At 59.0% G+C, this 19328-nt stretch carries 20 protein-coding genes; 10 read left to right on the forward strand and 10 right to left on the reverse strand.

Annotated features, from left to right (window positions below):
• Positions 1-158 precede the first annotated feature (158 nt).
• Positions 159-557, reverse strand: a complete 399-nt coding sequence (locus tag HGHM_RS05210; RefSeq protein WP_148415382.1) for a hypothetical protein — start codon at positions 555-557, stop codon at positions 159-161.
• Between the two features lie 348 nt (positions 558-905).
• Between HGHM_RS05210 and HGHM_RS20735 the strand changes: the two genes are divergently transcribed.
• Positions 906-1190, forward strand: a complete 285-nt coding sequence (locus HGHM_RS20735) for a DUF4148 domain-containing protein (protein ID WP_019140455.1) — start codon at positions 906-908, stop codon at positions 1188-1190.
• Positions 1191-1501: 311 nt separating this feature from the next.
• Entirely contained in the window at positions 1502-1705 is a 204-nt protein-coding gene (locus HGHM_RS05220) for a hypothetical protein (protein ID WP_019140456.1), read from the forward strand.
• An 89-nt stretch (positions 1706-1794) separates the two neighbouring features.
• Here HGHM_RS05220 and otnI read toward each other — a convergent pair whose 3' ends face one another.
• From otnI to HGHM_RS05235, 3 genes are all read right to left on the reverse strand, one after another.
• On the reverse strand, positions 1795-2571 hold the full coding sequence (gene otnI / locus HGHM_RS05225; RefSeq protein ID WP_019140457.1) for a 2-oxo-tetronate isomerase: 777 nt from the start codon (positions 2569-2571) through the stop codon (positions 1795-1797).
• A gap of 112 nt (positions 2572-2683) precedes the next feature.
• A complete protein-coding gene (locus HGHM_RS05230; protein WP_019140458.1) occupies positions 2684-4648 on the reverse strand; it encodes a helicase-related protein in 1965 nt (654 codons plus the stop codon).
• 207 nt (positions 4649-4855) lie between these two features.
• Positions 4856-5083 carry a hypothetical protein gene (locus HGHM_RS05235; protein ID WP_019140459.1) on the reverse strand — a complete coding sequence of 76 codons (228 nt, stop codon included), beginning with the start codon at positions 5081-5083 and terminating at the stop codon, positions 4856-4858.
• Positions 5084-5286: 203 nt separating this feature from the next.
• On the opposite strand from HGHM_RS05235, the gene HGHM_RS05240 reads away from it, so the two are divergent.
• Together HGHM_RS05240 and HGHM_RS05245 are read left to right on the forward strand one after the other, a co-directional pair.
• Positions 5287-5742, forward strand: coding sequence for an HAD domain-containing protein (locus tag HGHM_RS05240; RefSeq protein WP_019140460.1), 456 nt, complete (start codon positions 5287-5289; stop codon positions 5740-5742).
• Between the two features lie 10 nt (positions 5743-5752).
• Positions 5753-6370 (forward strand): opioid growth factor receptor-related protein, encoded by a 618-nt coding sequence (locus HGHM_RS05245; protein ID WP_019140461.1) that lies wholly within the window; start codon positions 5753-5755, stop codon positions 6368-6370.
• A gap of 19 nt (positions 6371-6389) precedes the next feature.
• Here HGHM_RS05245 and HGHM_RS05250 read toward each other — a convergent pair whose 3' ends face one another.
• The 6 genes from HGHM_RS05250 to HGHM_RS05275 form a co-directional block, all read right to left on the reverse strand.
• The gene (locus HGHM_RS05250) at positions 6390-6710 is read right to left on the reverse strand and encodes a hypothetical protein (protein ID WP_019140462.1); all 321 of its coding nucleotides are present in this window, start codon (positions 6708-6710) and stop codon (positions 6390-6392) included.
• A 190-nt stretch (positions 6711-6900) separates the two neighbouring features.
• Complete coding sequence (locus HGHM_RS20740) at positions 6901-7209, reverse strand: DUF2471 family protein (RefSeq protein ID WP_019140463.1); 309 nt, start codon at positions 7207-7209, stop codon at positions 6901-6903.
• 109 nt (positions 7210-7318) lie between these two features.
• On the reverse strand, positions 7319-7711 hold the full coding sequence (locus tag HGHM_RS05260; protein WP_019140464.1) for a DUF2237 family protein: 393 nt from the start codon (positions 7709-7711) through the stop codon (positions 7319-7321).
• A gap of 18 nt (positions 7712-7729) precedes the next feature.
• Positions 7730-8590, reverse strand: coding sequence for a YihY/virulence factor BrkB family protein (locus HGHM_RS05265; protein WP_019140465.1), 861 nt, complete (start codon positions 8588-8590; stop codon positions 7730-7732).
• 187 nt (positions 8591-8777) lie between these two features.
• Positions 8778-9359, reverse strand: a complete 582-nt coding sequence (locus HGHM_RS05270; protein WP_019140466.1) for a hemerythrin domain-containing protein — start codon at positions 9357-9359, stop codon at positions 8778-8780.
• A 158-nt stretch (positions 9360-9517) separates the two neighbouring features.
• Positions 9518-10153 (reverse strand): hypothetical protein, encoded by a 636-nt coding sequence (locus tag HGHM_RS05275; protein WP_019140467.1) that lies wholly within the window; start codon positions 10151-10153, stop codon positions 9518-9520.
• Between the two features lie 66 nt (positions 10154-10219).
• Between HGHM_RS05275 and HGHM_RS23065 the strand changes: the two genes are divergently transcribed.
• The 6 genes from HGHM_RS23065 (at position 10220) to HGHM_RS05305 (ending at position 19281) form a co-directional block, all read left to right on the forward strand.
• A complete protein-coding gene (locus HGHM_RS23065; protein WP_148415384.1) occupies positions 10220-10408 on the forward strand; it encodes a hypothetical protein in 189 nt (62 codons plus the stop codon).
• 126 nt (positions 10409-10534) lie between these two features.
• Positions 10535-10759 (forward strand): hypothetical protein, encoded by a 225-nt coding sequence (locus tag HGHM_RS05280; protein WP_019140468.1) that lies wholly within the window; start codon positions 10535-10537, stop codon positions 10757-10759.
• Positions 10760-10946: 187 nt separating this feature from the next.
• Positions 10947-12962, forward strand: a complete 2016-nt coding sequence (locus HGHM_RS05285) for a fused MFS/spermidine synthase (protein WP_019140469.1) — start codon at positions 10947-10949, stop codon at positions 12960-12962.
• A 220-nt stretch (positions 12963-13182) separates the two neighbouring features.
• A complete protein-coding gene (locus HGHM_RS22200) occupies positions 13183-14130 on the forward strand; it encodes a GGDEF domain-containing protein (protein WP_075111731.1) in 948 nt (315 codons plus the stop codon).
• A 225-nt stretch (positions 14131-14355) separates the two neighbouring features.
• Complete coding sequence (locus HGHM_RS20750) at positions 14356-14829, forward strand: cyclic nucleotide-binding domain-containing protein (protein ID WP_019140472.1); 474 nt, start codon at positions 14356-14358, stop codon at positions 14827-14829.
• Between the two features lie 477 nt (positions 14830-15306).
• Entirely contained in the window at positions 15307-19281 is a 3975-nt protein-coding gene (locus HGHM_RS05305; RefSeq protein ID WP_019140473.1) for an EAL domain-containing protein, read from the forward strand.
• The last annotated feature ends 47 nt before the right edge of the window (positions 19282-19328 follow it).

Consider the following 19328-nt stretch of genomic DNA (forward strand, 5'->3'; position numbering starts at 1 on the left):
GTAAGCACGCAGTTCCGACAGAGACATCGGGGAAAGGCCGGCGCAGCGAGAAGCTGTGCCGGCCTTTATGCTTTCCGTGGACTCTCCAGCTCCGCGCCCGACCCGTGGCGTCGCCTTCCCCATGTCCTGCTGCCTGCGTCTCCGTCCTCGCTGCAGCGCTATATCTCGAACTCGATCCGGACGCAGGCAATGCGATTCATGCCCAGCACATCGGCTTCATGCAGGGTCGCGTGCTGGGTGATGATGTATTTCTGCGGGGATCTCGGGTCGCGGTTGGGATAGATGTTCAGGTAGAGCTCTTCCTTTGGAGGAGCATTTTCCAGGAACACGGGGCCGTTTTCGGATAGGCGCCCATCGAGGGTAAAGACGGTAATGGTGTCATTGTCGCCGATATACGCGTGTACCTTGTAGATCGGGTGGCGCGCCCGGGTAGTAAGGATCTCGACCGGCTGCTTGCTGGTAATGGTGCGTATCGGCAAGCTGAAATCCAGCGTATCGGGGTTGGGAGGTTCCGGCGGCGGTGCGGATTCAGCCTGCACGGGAGGCGTATGTTCCAATTCCGGTTCCTGAGGTGTTTGCGGCTTGCGGCGATTTCTCTGAAAAATTCCCATATTCATTTCTATGCTGCGCGCCTAGATGGTCACGACGACTCCCGCAGCAATATTCGTACCTTCCGGAAGAACCTCGGAAGACGCTCGTAGTTCTCGGTGCGCGTCAATCATTTCAACTTTGGGAACAAATCATTGCAAATAGTTCCATTTTTTTCTGAATGAGCAATATATAAACTGCACTTCATCGGTGAGGCCACAAATCTTTCTAGCCATTCATTGAAGCAGGCTCCAGCGGCAGCAGGACAAGCCGGCGTGAGCCAGGACCATGTGCCTGTATTTCGATCGGAGAAAAAAATGAACACCAAACAATTGCTCGCTGCTGCCTTGCTTGTCGCCACCGGTTCCGCTTTTGCCCAGCAGCCTGAATATGTTGCGCCCGACGCGACGTTCGTATCGACCAAGACGCGCGCCGAAGTTAAGACCGAATTGGAACTGGCCCGGACAGAAGGTGTATATGTGGCCGGAGGGGAGCAATACCCTGGGCAGTTCGCCCTTGTGGCGAAGTCGAATCGTGGTCGTGCCGACAGACTGGAGTCAGCGCGCAACTCGCAGTCCACATCCAAGGTTGCTGGCAGCTGAGACGGATACAGTCAAACGAAACGCCACCGCGAAAGCGGTGGCGTTTTTATTTTGGTCTGCGCTGCGGCAATAAAGCGTGTTCGGGATCGAATGCCAGTCCGGGTTGTCCCAAGGCTGCCGATACAAAAATATTTTGGTTTGGACGGCCAGAACCCGAATTGCAGTCAGTCATTGGTTCTTTCGAATTGATGCAAGCCCGTCTTCACTTCGCCTTTCATCGGCTTTGCATCTCTGACGGAATCCTCATGACTGCCGACTAATCACGAAGCTCCTGTGCGACAGGCAGGGGCACGTTTTTGCGAGGGCCGAACATGCATGCATATATAGTCAAGACTCCCGACGGCTTCGTCTATCCCTTTGCCGGCGATGCATCACTCACCGACAATGAAAAGCAGGCGTGGCATTTCCTGAGCACCGACGAGGCGCGGGATACTGCCGAAAAACTTGGCTACTACGACGATCGCTTCGAGATTCTTGCGGTCGAGGTCGAAGAGGGAAAACTGAACCGGCAATAAGTGCAGTCAGCTTATGGAAGCGGGGCGAGCCTTGTATGGAGGCGAGCTGGCCCGGGTCTTGATCGAGCCAGCGTTGGATCAAGCGCTGTTCAGCCCAGGGTGTTCATCCATCCCAGGCCTTCGAGCGTACCCTTGGCCGGGCGGTATTCGCAGCCGATCCAGCCCGTATAGCCTATCTGGTCCAGCAACCGGAACACGTAGGCGTAATTGATTTCTCCTGTATCCGGTTCATTGCGTTCCGGCACGCCGGCAACCTGGATATGACCGATCTGCGGCAGGTACTGGCGCAGCTTCATTGCAAGATCGCCTTCCATGATCTGTGCATGGTAGAGATCCATTTGCACTTTGAGGTTGGGCGCACCGACTTCTTCGCGGATCGCATGTGCCTGTGCCTGCGTATTCAGGAAATAGCCCGGCATGTCGCGGGTATTGATCGGCTCGATCAATACCGTGAGGGCGTGTTGCGCGGCTTCGGCGCAGGCGAATTTCAGGTTCTCGACGTAAGTGGCGCGATAGCGCGCAGCGTCGGCTCCCGGTGGCATCAGCCCGGCCATTGCGTGCAGACGCGGCGTGCCGAGAGCTTTTGCGTATTCAATCGCCTTGGCTACGCCGCTCCGGAATTCCGCCTCCCGGCCGGGAAGGGAGGCTATTCCACGTTCGCCCGCGGCCCAGTCTCCCGGCGGCATGTTGAACAGGACGTTGTCCAGCCGATTGGCTCGCAATTGTTCTGCAATTTCGCCTGTAGGAAATTCATACGGAAAGAGAAATTCGACGGCCTTGAAGCCGGCCTGCGCAGCGGCCTGGAAGCGCTGCAGGAAGGGAACTTCGTTGAACATCAGGCTGAGGTTGGCGGCAAATTTCGGCATGGGCATCCTTTAACAATATGCACGGAATTATAGGCCAAGGACATCGCTGCTTCAGGCCTGGGTTCTGCAAATTGCGCTGCCGGTCCATGCGAGGTGGGGGTGGATGCTGGCGCTATGCAGCCCGCCGGCCGCGCCGCTTGCGCAGAGCCATGTTCTGCGCCTGCAGAATGGCGTCCACCCGCTCGGAGGCCTCGCGTGCCAGCTCCTGTGCCAGTTCGACGCTGGGAAAATATTCCGGGCAGCGATAGCCGAGCCATGCATATGCGGAATACAGGCGGCACGCGTCCTCCACCTCCTGCAGGTTATGGCGGTAGGTTTCTTTCGGATCACGATGCAGGGTGCAGACCTTTCGCTTAGCCAGGGCATGCGCCCAGTCCTGCCAGGCCATGTGCAGCGCGGGCACCTTGGAAGAAATCGGCACTAGCGAGAGCGTGAATTTGTCCGCTATCGAAAGCGGCAGAGTGTCCAGCCAGAGCGCGCGGTCGGACTGCTCTTCGGTAATGCGCGGGAAGAAGAAGCCATCCGGGACGTCGATGTTGTGCACGAATCGCTTGAACAGTTTGCTCAGGGATTGTTCTCCCGTTACTGCCGCAATCCGATGCAGTTGTTCCAGGGTTGGCGCGACCGAAAATCCGGAAGGCGGCACCGGCGGGATTTTTTCCTTCAGTAGCGAGCGCATGATGTAATGGGTTTCTTCGTCAAAGCCGGCAACGAAGCCTTCCTCATGCACGCCGAAGCGGCCGGCGCGACCGGCGATCTGTTTTGCAAGCGCGGCCGGTATCTCTTCCTCTTCGTAACCGTTGTACTTGACGCTGGTGGTCATCACGACCCGCTCGATCGGCAGGTTCAAGCCCATTGCGATCGCATCGGTGCCAACCACGATGTCAGCCGCCCCCTCGCGAAAGCGCGCCGCCTGCGCACGCCGCACCTCCGGCGACAGGTTGCCGTACACCGTCGCCACCGAGAATCCGCTCTCCGTGATCATGTCGCGCCACATGAGCACCTCGCGGCGCGAGAAGGCAATGACCGCATCACCGCGGCGCAGGTTGCGGAGCTTGCGTACCGGTGCCGGCTCCATGGACAGCGGCCCCTTGCGTTTCATGACATGCACTTCGATCGGGCATTCCAGCCGTTCCGCAAGCGCTTCGACCGCGCGCCGCGCCTCGAGCGCGCCGACCAGGTAGACCACGTTGGCGGGCGCGCCGCACACCGCAGCAGTCCAGGCCGCGCCACGATCGCGGTCCCCCAGCATCTGGATTTCATCGATGACTGCGACATCGACCCGGGTGCGGGTGTCGAGCATTTCAACTGTACTGGCGACATGCGTTGCGCCTTCCACGATCCGGCGTTCTTCCCCCGTCACGAGGCTGACCTTGATTTCCCGGCCGCCCGGTCTGGCATTCTGCAGGCGCTCATAGTTTTCCAGCGCCAGCAGGCGCAGCGGCGCAAGATAGATGCCGGTTTTCGCCTTTGCCAGCGCTTCCATTGCCTGATGCGTCTTGCCGGAATTGGTCGGTCCCAGCAGGGCAATGAAGCGGCGTGGCAGGCGATAGGCCATTTCGAAGGAGGCCGGATATTCTGCCAGGTTGATGCTTTCCCTCGTGAGCGCGGCATGCCGTTCTTCCTGCTGCCGTTCGATTGCATGCGTGAGGCGTTGTTCGATGCGTTCGAATACGTACTCAGCCGGCTCCGAAGATTCCGGGGCCGACAGCGCCAGCAGAAACATCATGGGATCGAGCCCGGCATCTTCTGCCCGCGCACAGATGTCTGCCGCGAATGCGGTCACCATCCGATGCAGCTCCTCCTTCGCGTCGGCGCTGGCGCGCTGGGCCACGAGCTGTAGCTGTTCCTCCGCCCCCATCTTGCGCCACTTGCTGGGTTTGGCCAGGACGCCCTCGCGGGGGACGAGCTCATATGACAGCTGCAAGCCATTGACCTCGGCCATGCCGGAGAAGCGCAGCAGGACCCGGCCTTCCAGCTTGGCCAGCTCTGCGCCGAGGTCTTTAGCAAGCGCCTCCGGTGTCAAGGGCTCAGCGGTATCGGGAATGTCGCCGGGTGGAGGAGGAGACACTGTCATGCGGATGGATAAGATCGGGAAACACGGATTGGGACTGCATTTGTCGCAGCCAGTTCATCCAGCCGGGACGCTGCCCGAATGCGCTTTTCAATCGATTGACTCGGCCAGGCACGATTGCCTGGCAGCCATGTCATCACGCTTGTTTTCGGTCCTGCGAGTTACCCGGAATTTCCCGCCGCTCATTTCGGTGCGGTGGAGGGATAGTTTTCAGTATCTGGCCTTGGACAGAATGACCAGCCAGCGCCTGAACAGCAGGATCTCCAGATGGCCGGGCTGGAGTCCGGCGCTGCATTCGATGACCGGGTTGACCCAGTAATACCGTTTGCGGAAGTCGCGGCAGATGAAGATTTCCCGGTTGCCGAGCCGGATGGCAAAGGAATCCGGAGCGTATTGCAAGCCGAACTGGCTGTCGAAGGAATTATGAATGTGTGCCATGGTTTTTATTCTCCCTTTCTTAAAAATTCATCGGGATTTACTTTAGCACAACTACTGTATAAAAAAACAGTAAAAATTTTCAACTCGTGGCAGAAATGGCACCAAACTCAAGGTTGACTACTGTATATGAATACAGTAATTTGTCCAGCATTATTTACTGTACGGTTTCATGGCCCAGCCACCGGGACCTGCGAACAAGACATATGCGTGTCATTTTTCTGGAATTCGACGGCGTGCTCCATCCGGCCAGCGCTGCATCGCGATTTGTTCCGGCCCGGCCGCTCAAGCGTGCGGTGCAGCAGGCCTGGCTGTTTCGCTGGGCCTGGATACTCGATGAACTGCTGGAAGCCCATGCGGATGTCGGCATCGTCGTCCATTCGAACTGGCGCATGCTGGCTGCGGACGAGGAGTTGCAAAGCTTTCTGGGTCCGCTCGGCCGCCGTTTCCTTGGCAGCACGCCGCGCGGGTCGAAATGGGAGGGTGTTTCGCATGTCGTGCAGCACAATCAATTGCGCCATTACCGGATCCTCGATCACGCGCCCCAGGCGTTTCCCGCTGGATTGCCGGAACTTATCGCCTGCGATCCGGAAATGGGATTGCGGGCTTTCGGAGTAAGGCAGCAACTGCAAAGCTGGTTGGATATGTGCCAGCATGCATAGGAGATCTTGCGTGGTGAATTTCCATGACGGCTTTGCATTTGTCGGTGGCGATGCCTACCATGATCTGACAATGCCGATGACAGAGGGCTATGAAGCCATGAGCATGAAAAGCGCAGTCCGGGATTTTTTATCGGGGATGGGAGTGGACAGCCGGGGACGCAGGCTGGACACCATACTTGCCTGGTCCGACGATGCGCTCGAACTGCGTCATGACTTCATCCAATGGCTCTTTCCACTGGAACAGGCGAGCCGCTTCAACCCGGGCGCGCCGGTGCTGGCTCCCGCAGATTTCGCCGAACTTGGCAGGGATGAGGGCGTTGTTGCCGGGCTGCGGGCAGCGTTCCGGCGCATGCTGGCTTTCTATGGTCTCACCTTGCGCGGACCGGAAGTCGTGAAGGCGGAGAATTGGGCTGTACGCAGCGCAAACTGGGCATGGTCGCCAACCCACAACGACTTGCGCATCACGCGGATATTGCATTCGCTGGCCTTGTTCGGGCTCCATTCGGAGGCGGCGGCCTTGCTGCGCTTTGTCGAAACCTTGTTCAGCGAAACATCCCTGCAGCAAGGCCGGGCAGAGGCATTGAGGTATTGGCGCGATGCCCTGAAGCCCGAGGCTTTCAGTCAATAAAAGCAATCCTTTACATCGACTACATTGTCCGCACGAGTGCAATCCCGGCAGCGACCACTGCTACCACCGCTGCGGCCAGCGAAATCATTTTCTGCCGCCTGAGTTCCTGTTCGAGCTGGCCGAACCGGGCATCGATCTTTTGCGCGATTTCGGCAATCGCCGCGCCCTGTTTCGTCGCAACCTCCTGCAACTCGAGCACATCCTTGTTAAGAATTTCCAGGACTTGCTGTTCGCTGGAAACTTTCAGGTCCTTGTCCTTGCGCGACTTGAAGACACCCCTGACCAGATCGATCAAATGTGGCGTCAGCAGGGATACGGTTTCTGGCGTGATCACTGGCATCGTGTTTCCTTCGGTGGGAATCGGTATGAGCCGGGTTTTCTGTCGTTGGTATTACAGCATACGCGCGAAACCAGCATCTCTTCCATGAAGCAGCTCAGTGGCGCCTGCCGCGAGGGGCCTGCGTTTCACAATCCGGGTAGCGATACGCTCGCCTGAAGCCTTCTGGCAGGTGAGGAAATGGCCTGCATTCCTAGTGGGTCCGCTGGTACGCCGCCCGGATCATTACTAGGGCTTCCGGCAAAGCCTTGTGCCTTTTGAGATCGGCGGGCTCATCCACCTTCGGTACATAACCCCAGCGCGAGGAGCGCATCATGCGGATATATTTGCGGTCGAGGTCGCCAGCCTGTTCCAAGGTTGCCAGCGCTTCGCTCTCGATTTCATGAACCAGTTGCCAGGTAAGCACTTTCCCGTCCGTACGGTGGCGTTCCACGATTGAATTCACTGCAAGATTCAGTCTTTCCTTTACGGCAATCAGCTTGTGACCTTCAAATCCCTTCATTTACAAGTCTCTCTCAACAAGCAAAAACTGGATGAAGATACAGTATCGGGAGGGGACATGAAATGGAGAACTTTTAATTCCGGGAGAAATTTTCGCCTTGTCCGGGAGTTCAATGCCGGTGGCTGAATCTCTGCAGCACGTCAAGCCGGATGATGTCCAGGGCGCTTTCATGCGTGCTTTCAAGAACAACACGCGGCGCGACGCCAGCCTGTAGGGCTTCCGCCCAGCGCAGGGCGCACAGGCACCACTGGTCGCCCGGCTTCAGTCCGGGGAAACCCCATTCCGGCATGGGCGTGATCAGGTCATTGCCCCGGCTGAGACTGAACTCTAGGAATTCCTCGCTCATTATTGCGCAAATGACATGGGTGCCGACATCATCCGCGTTCGTCTTGCAGCAACCGTCACGGAAGTAGCCGGTCAGCGGCTCGAAGGAGCAGGGAACCAGGGGCTGGCCAAACACGTTTCTGGCAGGCGGAGGAGCAGGTTGCATCGTCATGGTCATGAACAGGTTTGCATGGCCTCACTTGCGTTCCGGGGGAATCTCCTTTTCGCCCGGTTCCTTTCCCTTGGGCGAAGAATGTTCGATCACAGCATTGACTTCCGCCCCGAACAGCAGCACGGCGGATGAAATGAAGAAGTACAGCAGCAGCACGATGATCGTGCCTATGCTGCCGTAGGTGGCGCTGTAGTCGGAGAAATTGCGCACGTAGTAGTTGAACGCGAGCGAACCGGCGATCCACACCAGCACCGCGACGACCGATCCCGGGGTAATGAAGCGGAATTGCTGTTCGACGTCGGGGGCAACATAGTAGATGAGCGCCACCGCAAGGCAGAGCAGGAACAGGGCGAAGGGCCAGCGCAGCCATGCCCACAGGGTTGCAAACAGCTGTTCCATGCCCAGCTGGCTGGTGAGCCAGTGTATCGCTTCCGGACCGACCGACATCAGCAGGCCGGCAACGACCAGCATGCCGGCGATGCCGATGGTGTACAGCACCGAGAGCGGATACAGCTTCCATGCCGGCCGGCCTTCCTTCACGTCGTAGGCAACATTCAGAGCATGCATGATGGCCCGGATGCCCCCCGATGCGGACCATATCGCCACGATGGCGCCCACGGAGAGCAGTCCGCCCTGGGGTTGCTTGAGTTCGCTGATCGCACGATTCACCCCGGTCATCGCTTCCTGCGGCAGCACAAGCTGGGCACGCTGCCGCAGCCATTCGAAGAAGGACGACATGTCCAGCATACCCAGCAGCGCAATGAGGAAAATGATGAAAGGGAACAGGGCGAAGAGAGCCTGATACGCCAGCGCAGACGCATAGGTCGTCATGTCATCGTCAGCAAAGTCCGACACCGATTTTTTAAGGAGCGCAAAGGCGCTCATTCCGCGTAGCCCTGGTATCCGCATGGTTGACCAATTCTCCTTTGTGAATGCGCAAGGCAGGAACATCTCCGGCATCCACCGCCTTGCCGCGCATGCAGGTGCCGGCAGATGTCATCTGCCGGACGCTTGTGCAAGCGGCGTGCGCTGCCCGAAGGCTTCCCGGCGCGCGCCGACAAAGTCTCCAGGCTCAGGCGTGGCGGCCGAAGGTGCGCCTTGCGAAATAGGTGCCGGCCAGCACTGCGCCTGCCGCCACCAGCATGGAAGTGGTCGGGAAGCCGCGCACGGTATTGACTGCAATCTCGCCCGCATGCGGCGCAACAAGCTGCAATCTGCGCTTGGTCATCTGCGCGCCGAGTTCGCCGAGACGGTCCGCCAGCAGGCGCTCGGCGGCGGGCAGCAGGGTGGTTTCTTCATCGGCCACGTGATGGATGACCACGCGCATCAATTCCATGAACGTCTGGTCATACTCCGAATCGGTCGGTTCCATGGAACGGAGTTTCGCGATCAGCTGGCGCATTTCATTGTGCTCGGGCACGCTCTTGTCCAGCACCGGCGTATCGGCGCCGACGTCGCGCATCGCGGGATAAAAAATTTCTTCTTCAAGTTCCGCATGGATTTCGAGGGCGAGGCAAGCCGTGTTGACGAGCGCCTGCTTGGTTTGCGGGCTGGAATCCATCTCGTATTGATGGAAGGTGGTCAGGACATGCGTGTGATCCATGCGGATCATGTTGGTGATTGACGGGGAAAGCTTGTCCGTGAGGGAACCCATGATGGAACCTCCAATAATGTTGACGTGGCGGGAGCGGTCAGGGTGGAAGCAAGCGACATGCCCGGCCGTTCGCGAGCAGGCACTTTGTGGATATGGAAGGGAAGTGGCACGAGGGTGCGCCGTGCCGGGGAATGCGGAGTGCTTCGGGAAAATTCGCTCTAATAATCGTAGCCGAGCATCAGGCCGCCACCCCAGTCCGAACCTCCATACGAGCCTTTCGACACATAGGTTTGTGCCTTCCATGACTTGTCGAGCTTGTGCACATAGGACGCGGACAGTTCGCGCTGAGTAAAGTTGGTATGCGGGTATTTTTCGCGGAAACCGAAAGCAACGCCGGCGTCTGCGCTATTCAGCCTGGGTACGGCAGCCGGCGCGCCATTCAGCATGCTGGTCATCGGACTGGCCTCAGCACTGTCCGCATAACCGGAACCGGACAGCACGCCTTGCCGGTTGTAGTGCTTGTAAATTTCCGCGTGGGCGCTGTAATCATTTCTCGCCGTGACCGATCCCCTGTCATTGATTCCGGGCCGTGGCCCCATATCGAAGCCATACAGGAAACGCTGATCCTTGAATGCGTTGTAGGTCACCTTGTTCCGAGGCCTCTTCTTGGAAAAAGGCTTTGGCTTTCCGGTTTTTGCCCGATCACCGGCCTTGTTTGTATTCATCGCGTGCCGGCCGGCGCGAGTGGACTTGGCAGCGTCTGGCTTGTGCAGCTTGCCGGTATCAGCGGCAAGTGCGGGATTCGCAAGAATGCCGCCAGCAATGAGAGCGAGAAAAAGGTGCCTGAATAACATTACTCGTCTCCAGGGAAATTCCTGCCTGCCAAATGAAGGATGCGCAATAGAGAAGTGGCAATGTAGATGATGTTTGTTGTCATTGGTGTAAGGAAAGGTAACAGCTGCGGCAACCCTAGAAAAATGGCCGATGGTTGTTGTGAAGTCGCACTTTCCATTGCATCGGAAGCAACAGCCGGCGTGAACCGGCGTCCATGTACTTTCACCAAAGCCCAAGGCGATTTCTTCCCCGTCAACATTCCCGGCGGTTTTTGAACTGCACGATTTTTGATTTCAGTGAATATCCATGTTCGTATTCCATTCGGCCCGAGCAGGCTTGTTGCAGAATGAATGCAAGGCTGCTGAGCCAGCCGAATTGATTGTCAGCATCGGGAGGAACCCATGGATGTCCTGGAACACTCGGTCTTGTTTGTTCTGGCAGGCTTTGCGGCTTTCGGACATTTGACAGAGCGACGCAGCAATATCCTGACGCTCCTCGTTCTCGTGCTGCCCAGCTTCGGCGTGTACTGGCTGGGCCCTTGGGCCTTGCTGACGTATGTGGTCGGGTATGTGATGGGCATGGGCTTGTTCGTTTCCCATTCTGCCAAGGACAAGGACCTCCATTAGTTCCTTGCGTCTGGTGCCGGAGGTTAGCCCGGCGTCAGCTGGCAGTTCCGATAGAAGGAAGAATCGAAAAGAAACGTGGGAGGAAAGTGGATGGCATTCACAACGCGGCACGCGGGCTGCCCCGGCATTCCAGCCGGAAGCCATAGGCTTCTGATCCCATCCGTTATTCCGGGCGGCTGACCACGTGATGGCCCGGCCTCTCTTTGCCGCCACCGTTTTTTCCGGTGCGTTTCTTCTTTTCCTGGTGCAACCGCTGATTTCGCGGCAGCTCTTGCCATGGTTCGGCGGCTCGGCGGCCGTATGGGCAACCTGCCTGGTGTTTTTTCAGGTCGTGCTGCTGGCCGGCTATGCCTACTCCGACTGGATTGCCCGGCACCTCAGGCCGCGCCATCAGGCAGGCGTGCATCTGGCTTTGCTGGCAATCAGTCTCATCAATCTGTCGGTGATCGCCGATCCATCCTGGAAGCCGAAGGGTGGGGAAGATCCGTCACTCTGGATCCTGTATCTGCTGGTCGCCACGATCGGCCTGCCGTACTTTCTCTTGTCGACCACTGGTCCCTTGGTCCAGTCGTGGGTGGCCCGCACCCTCACCGGATCGCAGGTCTACCGCTTCTTTGCGCTGTCGAACCTCGCATCGCTGATCGCCCTGATCTGCTATCCCTTCCTCATCGAGCCGCATGCCTCCATCGCGCTGCAAGCCCGGGCCTGGACTGCCCTCTACCTGTTCTTCGTGCTGGCGTGCGCGGCGTCTGCGCTGTTCTTCATGCGCCATGCATTGCCGGCGGCCGCTCATGCGAAGAAAGAAGAATCGGACAAAGATGTGAAACCCGGTCTTCGCAGCCATGTCTTGTGGCTGGCGCTGTCCGCCATGGGGACCTGGCTCTTGCTGGCCACCACCAATCACATCACCCAGAATATCGCCGCGGTTCCATTCCTCTGGCTGCTGCCTCTCACCATCTATCTGCTGACCTTCATTCTCTGTTTCGAAAGTGACCGCTGGTATGCCCGTTCGCGTCTCCTGCTCCCGACGGCGCTGATGCTCGTCGTGTGCGCCTACGGCTTGCAGCATCGCCATCTGGGCTTCGAGATACGGATCGCGGTTCCTCTCTACGCGGCCGGCCTGTTCCTGTTCTGCATGTTCCTGCATGGAGAGCTTGCCGGTATGCGGCCTGCGCCGCGACACCTGACCCGGTTTTACCTGATGGTTTCCCTGGGCGGCGCCCTCGGCGGGATTGCCGTCGGCCTCGTCGCTCCGCGCATTCTGCCTGCCTATTACGAGCTGGGCATCGGCTTCGTCATCCTCGCCCTGCTGGCGGCCTGCCTCTTCCCGGGCAGATTGTTGCCTGTCGGAGCGGGTGTTCTCGCGGTGCTTTGCGCCTACTTCCTCTCGGTCCAGGTATCGAATGATTCCCGGCAGGCGCGGCGCATGGAGCGCAGCTTTTACGGCAGCCTGCGGACGGTCGATACCCGACACGCGAATCCGGAGAAAGACGTGCGCGAGCTTTTCAACGGATCCATTCGGCACGGAGAGCAATACCTCGACCCGAAGCGCCGTTCCGAACCCACCACTTACTATGGGCGCACATCCGGGATCGGCCTCGCCATTGCCTGCACCCGGACGCAAGGGAGAAAGCTGGGAGTGATCGGCCTGGGCGCCGGCACGCTTGCCGCATACGGCCGCGCCGGCGACGTCTACCGCTTCTATGAAATCAACCCGCAGGTGATCGACATCGCCAGGAGCGAATTCAGCTTCCTGCGAGACAGCCGGGCGCGGGTAGACATCGTGCAGGGAGATGCGCGCCTCGCGCTGGAAAGCGAGGCGCCGCAGCGCTTCGACGTGCTGGCGATCGACGCCTTCTCCGGCGACTCGATTCCCATCCACCTGATTACCCGGGAAGCCATGGACGTCTACCTGCGCCACCTTGCGTCGCAGGGCATCCTCGCCTTCCACGTCACCAACCGCTTCCTGGAGCTGGCGCCGGTTGTGGCGAACCTGGCTAAGGAGCGCGGCTTGCATGCCGTCCTGATCGAGGATGAAGGGGAGGGTACGACATCGCACTCGACCGACTGGGTGCTGGTGGCGCGGGACAAGAACGTCCTGGAGCAAGGGCCCATCGCGGACGCGGCAAGTCCGATCGAGCCGATCGAGGGGCTGGGCATCTGGACGGATGACTTCAACAACCTGTTCGACGTGCTGAAATAAGCCGGATCCGTCTTCCGCGGCGCCCGGGCGCGGGAAGCCGCCGGCATAGGACTGTCAGGTGCTCGTGGCGAAAAAACAAAAAATTCTGCCGCCCCACGGCGCCGACGCGTTCAAATGATTGCTTTCCTTGCAGGTATCCGTATATTCCGCAATGTTGCGTCGATTTCAATGTATGATTCCGGCGCGATACTTCAGGGTGAAGCGGGATACAAAAACGATCATGGCGAACAGATTCGAAGGCCCCGGCGGAAAAGAGCAATTGGCGGAAGCACTCCTGCAGCAGTTCATTGTGGGGTCGGATGAAAACCTGGCGGCCCGGATGGCGCAAAAGTGCATCGTGGCGGAGCACCCGGCCGGAACGGAAATCATCAAGCAGGGCGATTACGGCAACGAGCTGTTCATGATCCTCGAAGGCAGCGTCAGCATCGTGGCGCACGGCCGGGAAATCGCAAAGCGGACCGCCAGCCAGCACATCGGGGAAATGGCCCTGATTTCACCGAATTCGCGTCGCTCCGCTTCGGTTCTCGCGATCGACGACACCATCACCGCCACCATCACCGAACCCGATTTCACCAAGCTGGCCGAAAAAAAGCCGGCACTGTGGCGGCTTCTCGCCGGAGAGCTCGGCGAGCGCATCGGCAAGCATAACGAATACGAGGCCCAGCTCGAATTCGCTGCCAATCATGATGCCCTGACCTGGCTGCCGAACCGCAAACTGTTCACCGAGCGCCTGGGCGACGCCATCCGTCACGCCCGGCAGGCGGGCGAAGAGTGCGCCGTACTGTACCTGGACCTCGACAAGTTCAAGCCGGTCAACGACACCTTTGGCCATCCGGTGGGTGACCAGCTTCTCAAGCAAGTCTCCGACCGCCTTCGTCACTGCGTGGACAAGCACACTACCGTTGCCCGCTTCGGCGGCGATGAATTCGCGGTTCTGCTTCCCGGTGCCGACGTCCGCCAGAATGCGAAGGAGCTTGCGGACAGGCTGGTCAGCGAGCTGCGCCGCCCCTTCCGTATCGATCCCATCTATGTTTCGATCTCCGCAAGCGTCGGCATCGCCTTCTACCCGCAGGACGGAGAAGACATCAAGACGCTCATGCAGCATGCCGACACTGCCTTGTACGACGCGAAACGGGCAGCGGGAAACTTTCCCACGGCGTCCGCATGAGCCACGCATGAATGCCGGTTGCTCGCCTGTCGAGAGTTGGTATTTCCGTCGAAACTTCGTATATTGGCAGGCGGAATATTTCCGGAAAGGATGATGCCGATGGCATCATGTGCAAGGCCAGGCACGGCAATGCCAGTCCGGAAGCGGTCGCAAGCTGAGGGAAACAAGGAGATGCAGATGAATCGAGGCCAGGCGGGAAGCAGTTTTCAATCCCTGGGAGCAGGAATGACATCCAAGCAGGACATGTGTGAAATGATTGCGGCCACGCAGCTGTTTGCGGATGCATCCTGGAACGACGTCGAGGCCTTCTCCAAATATGTCCAGTGCTTCGTGACACCCGCCGGCACGGTCATCTTCAAGGAAGGCGATGCCGGCAACTTCCTGTGCCTGCTGGTCAAGGGCGAAGTCGATATCTTCAAGGAAGACCATGCCGGCAAGGCGCAGCGGATCGCCTCGGTGTCCAAAGGAAAAACCATAGGCGAGATGTCGATCATCGACAGCGAACCGCGCTCGGCAACCTGCATCGCCTTTACAGACAGCGTGGTGCTGATGCTGACCAAGGATAATTTCGCACGCATCATCAAGGAGCGGCCGGGACTGGCCGTCTTCATCCTTTCGAAACTGGCGAAACTGATGAGTCAGCGCCTGCGCGGCATGAGCGGACAGCTCGTGGAGCATCTCGGGCGGGAAGCCGGCTGAGCGAAATTCGTTCGCACCGGGAATCTTCCACCTCCTTCTCCTTGCGCGCGGCGAGAACGATCGCCGCGCAATCGGCACTTCCATCCCCAAGCCCGGTTCATCGGCCGGATCCACGATATTGCCGCCTCTGCTCGGGCAGCTCCGACATGGGCCACCACTTTCAGCAATGCGGCAGAGGCTGCAATTGCCACCGGCAATAAGGTTTCGCCGGAAGCCGGAGTGTCAGCCGGTACGGGATGTGCTTCATCCGATGGTTGGGCATGATCTGAGGCACAGCTTTCATCGCGATTCATCTGCCCCGTCCTTGTGCTACCGTGCCCAGGAGGAAAAAACAAGAACATTTCGAGACAGGCTTTTTCCCGGATGATTGCCATCGGCCGGTGTGGCTTTTCATCGTCGCCGCTTTTTATGACCACATGAGAAATGAACGTTGTTCAAACTTTAAGTTCTTAGTCAAAAAGGTGATCCGATCAGATCATGGGCAATCCTGGCTTCAGCGAGCAAAACCGGCTCGATGTCCTGCAGTCCTTTCACATACTCGATACGCCACCTGAGGCGATTTTCGATCGTCTCGTGGAATTGGCTTCGCGCATCTGCGAAACGCCAATCGCGAGCATTTCGCTGATTGACAAACACCGGCAATGGTTCAAATCCAAGATCGGCCTCGATTTGCAGGAAACTGATCGCGAAATCGCATTTTGCCGATTCACCATACTTGGCATGGATCCGTTCATCGTGCACGACGCGAGAAAGGATCCGCGCTTTCACGATAATCCGCTGGTGACGGGAAAGCCCGGCCTAGTCTTTTATGCCGGAGTGCCGCTGATTTCGCCGCAAGGCTTTGCCATCGGCACGCTGGCGGTGATGGACTATGTACCTCGGACTCTGACCGATGCGCAACTTGCGGTCCTGAAAATGCTTGCCGAACAGGTGATGATGCATATCGAACTGCGCCGCCAGCGCGCGCAGCTGGAATCGCTGGCGACGGAACGCGACCGCATCAATTCCGCACTGGTTCGCAAGACCGAACACCTCACCAAGGCGCAGCAGCTTGCGCATCTCGGTAGTTGGGAGTTCAGAAGCCGAGGCAGGCAACTCACCTGGTCTCCTGAGATCACCCGCATTTTCGGAATAACCGATGAGAATTTTCCACGGACAGTCGAAGCCTTCCTGACCATAGTGCACCCCGATGACCGGCCACGGATGGAAGCGACGAGCCGGGAGGCCAAGGAGGGAAGAAAGCCTTTCGACGCCGAATATCGGATCGTGCGGCCGGATGGGGAAATACGCCATATCCATGCGCTGGCCGAACGATATCCGGATGACGGCGAGCAAGGGCAATACATACTGGCAGGCACGGTGCAGGACATCACAGTGCGGCGCAAGACCGAACAGCAGATGCACCTGCTGAAAACCTGCGTTGCACAATTGAACGACATTGTGATGATCACCGAAGCCGAACCGATCGAGGAGCCCGGACCGCGGATTGTCTTCGTTAATGATGCCTTCCAGCGCATTACCGGATACAGCCCCGAAGAAGTATTGGGCAGGTCGCCGCGCTTCCTGCAAGGGCCCAACACCCAGCGCGGAGAGCTCGAACGCGTGCGTGCGGCGCTTGAAAAGAAAGAGCCGGTCCTGGTCGAAGTGATCAACTATGCCAAGGACGGACGGGAGTTCTGGTCGGAAATCAGCATCTTCCCGGTGGCGCAGTCTTCAGACCACTTCACCCATTTCGTCGCGATACAGCGCGATGTCACCGACCGAAAAAAGCGCATGCAGGATCTGGCGTACACCACGCGGGCGCTGCAGATGCTGACGCGTTGCAATGAAGCAATGATGAAGATGGAGAGCGAGCCGGAACTCCTGGTGCAGATCTGCCGGGTCGCCGTGGACATAGGCGGTTATCGCATGGCCTGGGTAGGGTATGCACATGACGACGCAAGGCGCAGCATCGAGCCGGTTGCCCATGCCGGGGCAGGCGAAGAAAGGAATTACCTGGCTAATGTGGAATTCAGCTGGTCGGAAGATGATCCTGCCGGATGCGGCCCGGCAGGACGCTGCATTCGCAGCGGCAAGCCGATCGTGGTGGTGGATGTAGGAACCGATCCCGGTTTCCGTCCCTGGCTGCCCGCGGCACGGCGCTACGGCTTCAATGGCGTGATCGTGCTGCCCTTGCGCGAAAAGAACACTACGTTCGGATTGCTGAGCCTGCATATGCAAGACGTGCGACCAGTGCGGGAGGATGAGATCCTGCTCTTGCAGGAACTGGCGGACAACCTGGCTTTCGGCATCAGCAGCCTGCGTACTAAGGAAGAACAGCGGAGATTCGAATCGGCGGTAGTGAAGGTGGCTGCCGGCGTGTCCGCAAGCTCCGGAGGTGAATTTTTCGAGCGGCTTGTTTGCAACATGCTTGCCGCACTTGGAGCGGATGCCGGTTTCGTGGCCCGCTTTGTTCCGGAAAGTCCGGGGAAGGTGCGCACCATCTGCGCCGTGATCGACCGCGAGACGGTGCAAAACTTCGACTGCCCCGTAGAGGATTCACCGTGCGGGAGCCTTTCGGCGACCGTCGACTGTGTCGTGCGCGATCATGGCGCCGAGCTGTTTCCCGAGTGCCCGCAACTGGCCGCGATTGGTGCCCATGCTTATGTCGGGCGGCGCCTCGACAGTTCCGGCGGTGAGCCGCTGGGCATCCTGTTTGTCCTGTTCCGCGGGCCGCTCCGGCAGACCGAGCTGGTGATGTCCACTCTGCAGATTTTTGCGGCGCGCGCAGCGGCCGAGCTGGAGCGCCAGGAAGCCGATGCACGCATACGCGACCAGGCCTCGCTGCTCGACAAGGCGAAAGATGCGATTTTCGTATGCGGCATCGACTTTCGCATCACGTACTGGAACAAGGGGGCGGAGCGCCTTTACGGATGGACGGCTGAAGAAGCATTGGGCAAGACCAAGCTGGAGCTGATGTACGACGAGTCTTCCGAGCTCGCCCACGCAACTGCCATGGTCCTGCGTCAAGAGGAATGGCGCGGCGAAAACAGGCAGCGGCGCAAGGATGGCAGCCCGGTGGTGGTGGAGACCCATTGGACACTGGTGCGGGATGAGGAGGGAAAGCCGCAGTCGATCCTGGCAATCAATACCGATATTACCCAGCGCAAGGAAGCCGAGCGCGAGATCGAGCGCCTTGCCTTTTATGATTCACTGACCCGGCTGCCCAATCGTCGTCTCCTGCTCGATCGGCTTGAGCATGCGCTGGCTACCAGTGGCCGCAGCGGGCATTCCGGCGCGCTGCTGTTCATCGACCTCGACAATTTCAAGACCTTGAACGACACCCTGGGCCATGACAAGGGCGACCTGTTGCTGAAGCAGGTGGCGCGCAGGCTCGAGGGCTGCGTACGCAAAAGCAATACTGTCGCCCGCCTCGGCGGGGATGAATTCGTCATCATGCTGGAAGACTTGAGCGCGCATCCGCAGGAAGCTGCCGCCCAGGCGGAAATCGTCGGTGAAAAGGTTCTTGCCGCATTCATCCCGACTTTTCCGCTCGATAGCGTCGAGCACCACAGTTCTCCCAGCATAGGCATTGCCTTGTTTGGCGGGCGGTCGGATACCGTCGATGAATTGCTCAAGCGCGCGGACCTTGCGATGTACCAGGCCAAGGCGGCAGGGCGGAATGCCATCCGCTTCTTCGACCCGGAAATGCAGAACGTGGTGAGTGCGCGCCTGTCGCTCGAGGCAGATTTCCGGCATGGTCTGCAGCGTCAGGAATTCCTGCTGCATTACCAGGCGCAGACCGACGGCAATGGTCACGTCAAGGGTGTCGAGGCGCTGGTGCGCTGGAAGCATTCGGTGCGCGGTATGGTATCTCCCGCCGCTTTCATCCCGCTGGCGGAGGAAACGGGACTGATCACCAGCCTGGGAAAATGGGTGCTGGAGACGGCTTGCGCGCAGGTGGCAGCCTGGGCAGCGAGACCGGAGACTTCGCACCTGAGCGTGGCCGTCAATGTCAGTGCCCGCCAGTTCCATCACCCGAAGTTCGTGGATCAGGTGCTCGACGTGCTGGAATACACCGGCGCCGATCCGCGGCATCTCAAGCTCGAGATCACCGAGAGCATGCTGGTGAAAAACATGGAAGACACCATCGCCAAGATGGCCGCGCTCAAGGCCAAGGGCGTGGGCTTTTCCCTGGACGATTTCGGCACCGGCTATTCCTCGCTCACCTACCTCAAGCGCCTGCCGCTGGACCAGCTGAAGATAGACCAGTCCTTCGTGCGGGATGTGCTGGTCGATGCCAACGATGCCGCCATCGCCCGCACCATCGTCGCCCTCGGGCAGATCCTTGGGCTGGAAGTCATCGCGGAAGGCGTCGAGACCGAGGACCAGCGCGATTTCCTGGCGCAGCATGGATGCCACGCCTATCAGGGCTATCTGTTCAGCCCGCCACTGCCGGCGGAACAGTTCTGAAAGCGATTTTCCTGATCAAGGAATTTTTCCCTGCCTGTTCTCGCATG

The organism is Noviherbaspirillum massiliense JC206 (genome assembly GCF_000312045.1).
GTDB lineage: Bacteria > Pseudomonadota > Gammaproteobacteria > Burkholderiales > Burkholderiaceae_D > Noviherbaspirillum > Noviherbaspirillum massiliense.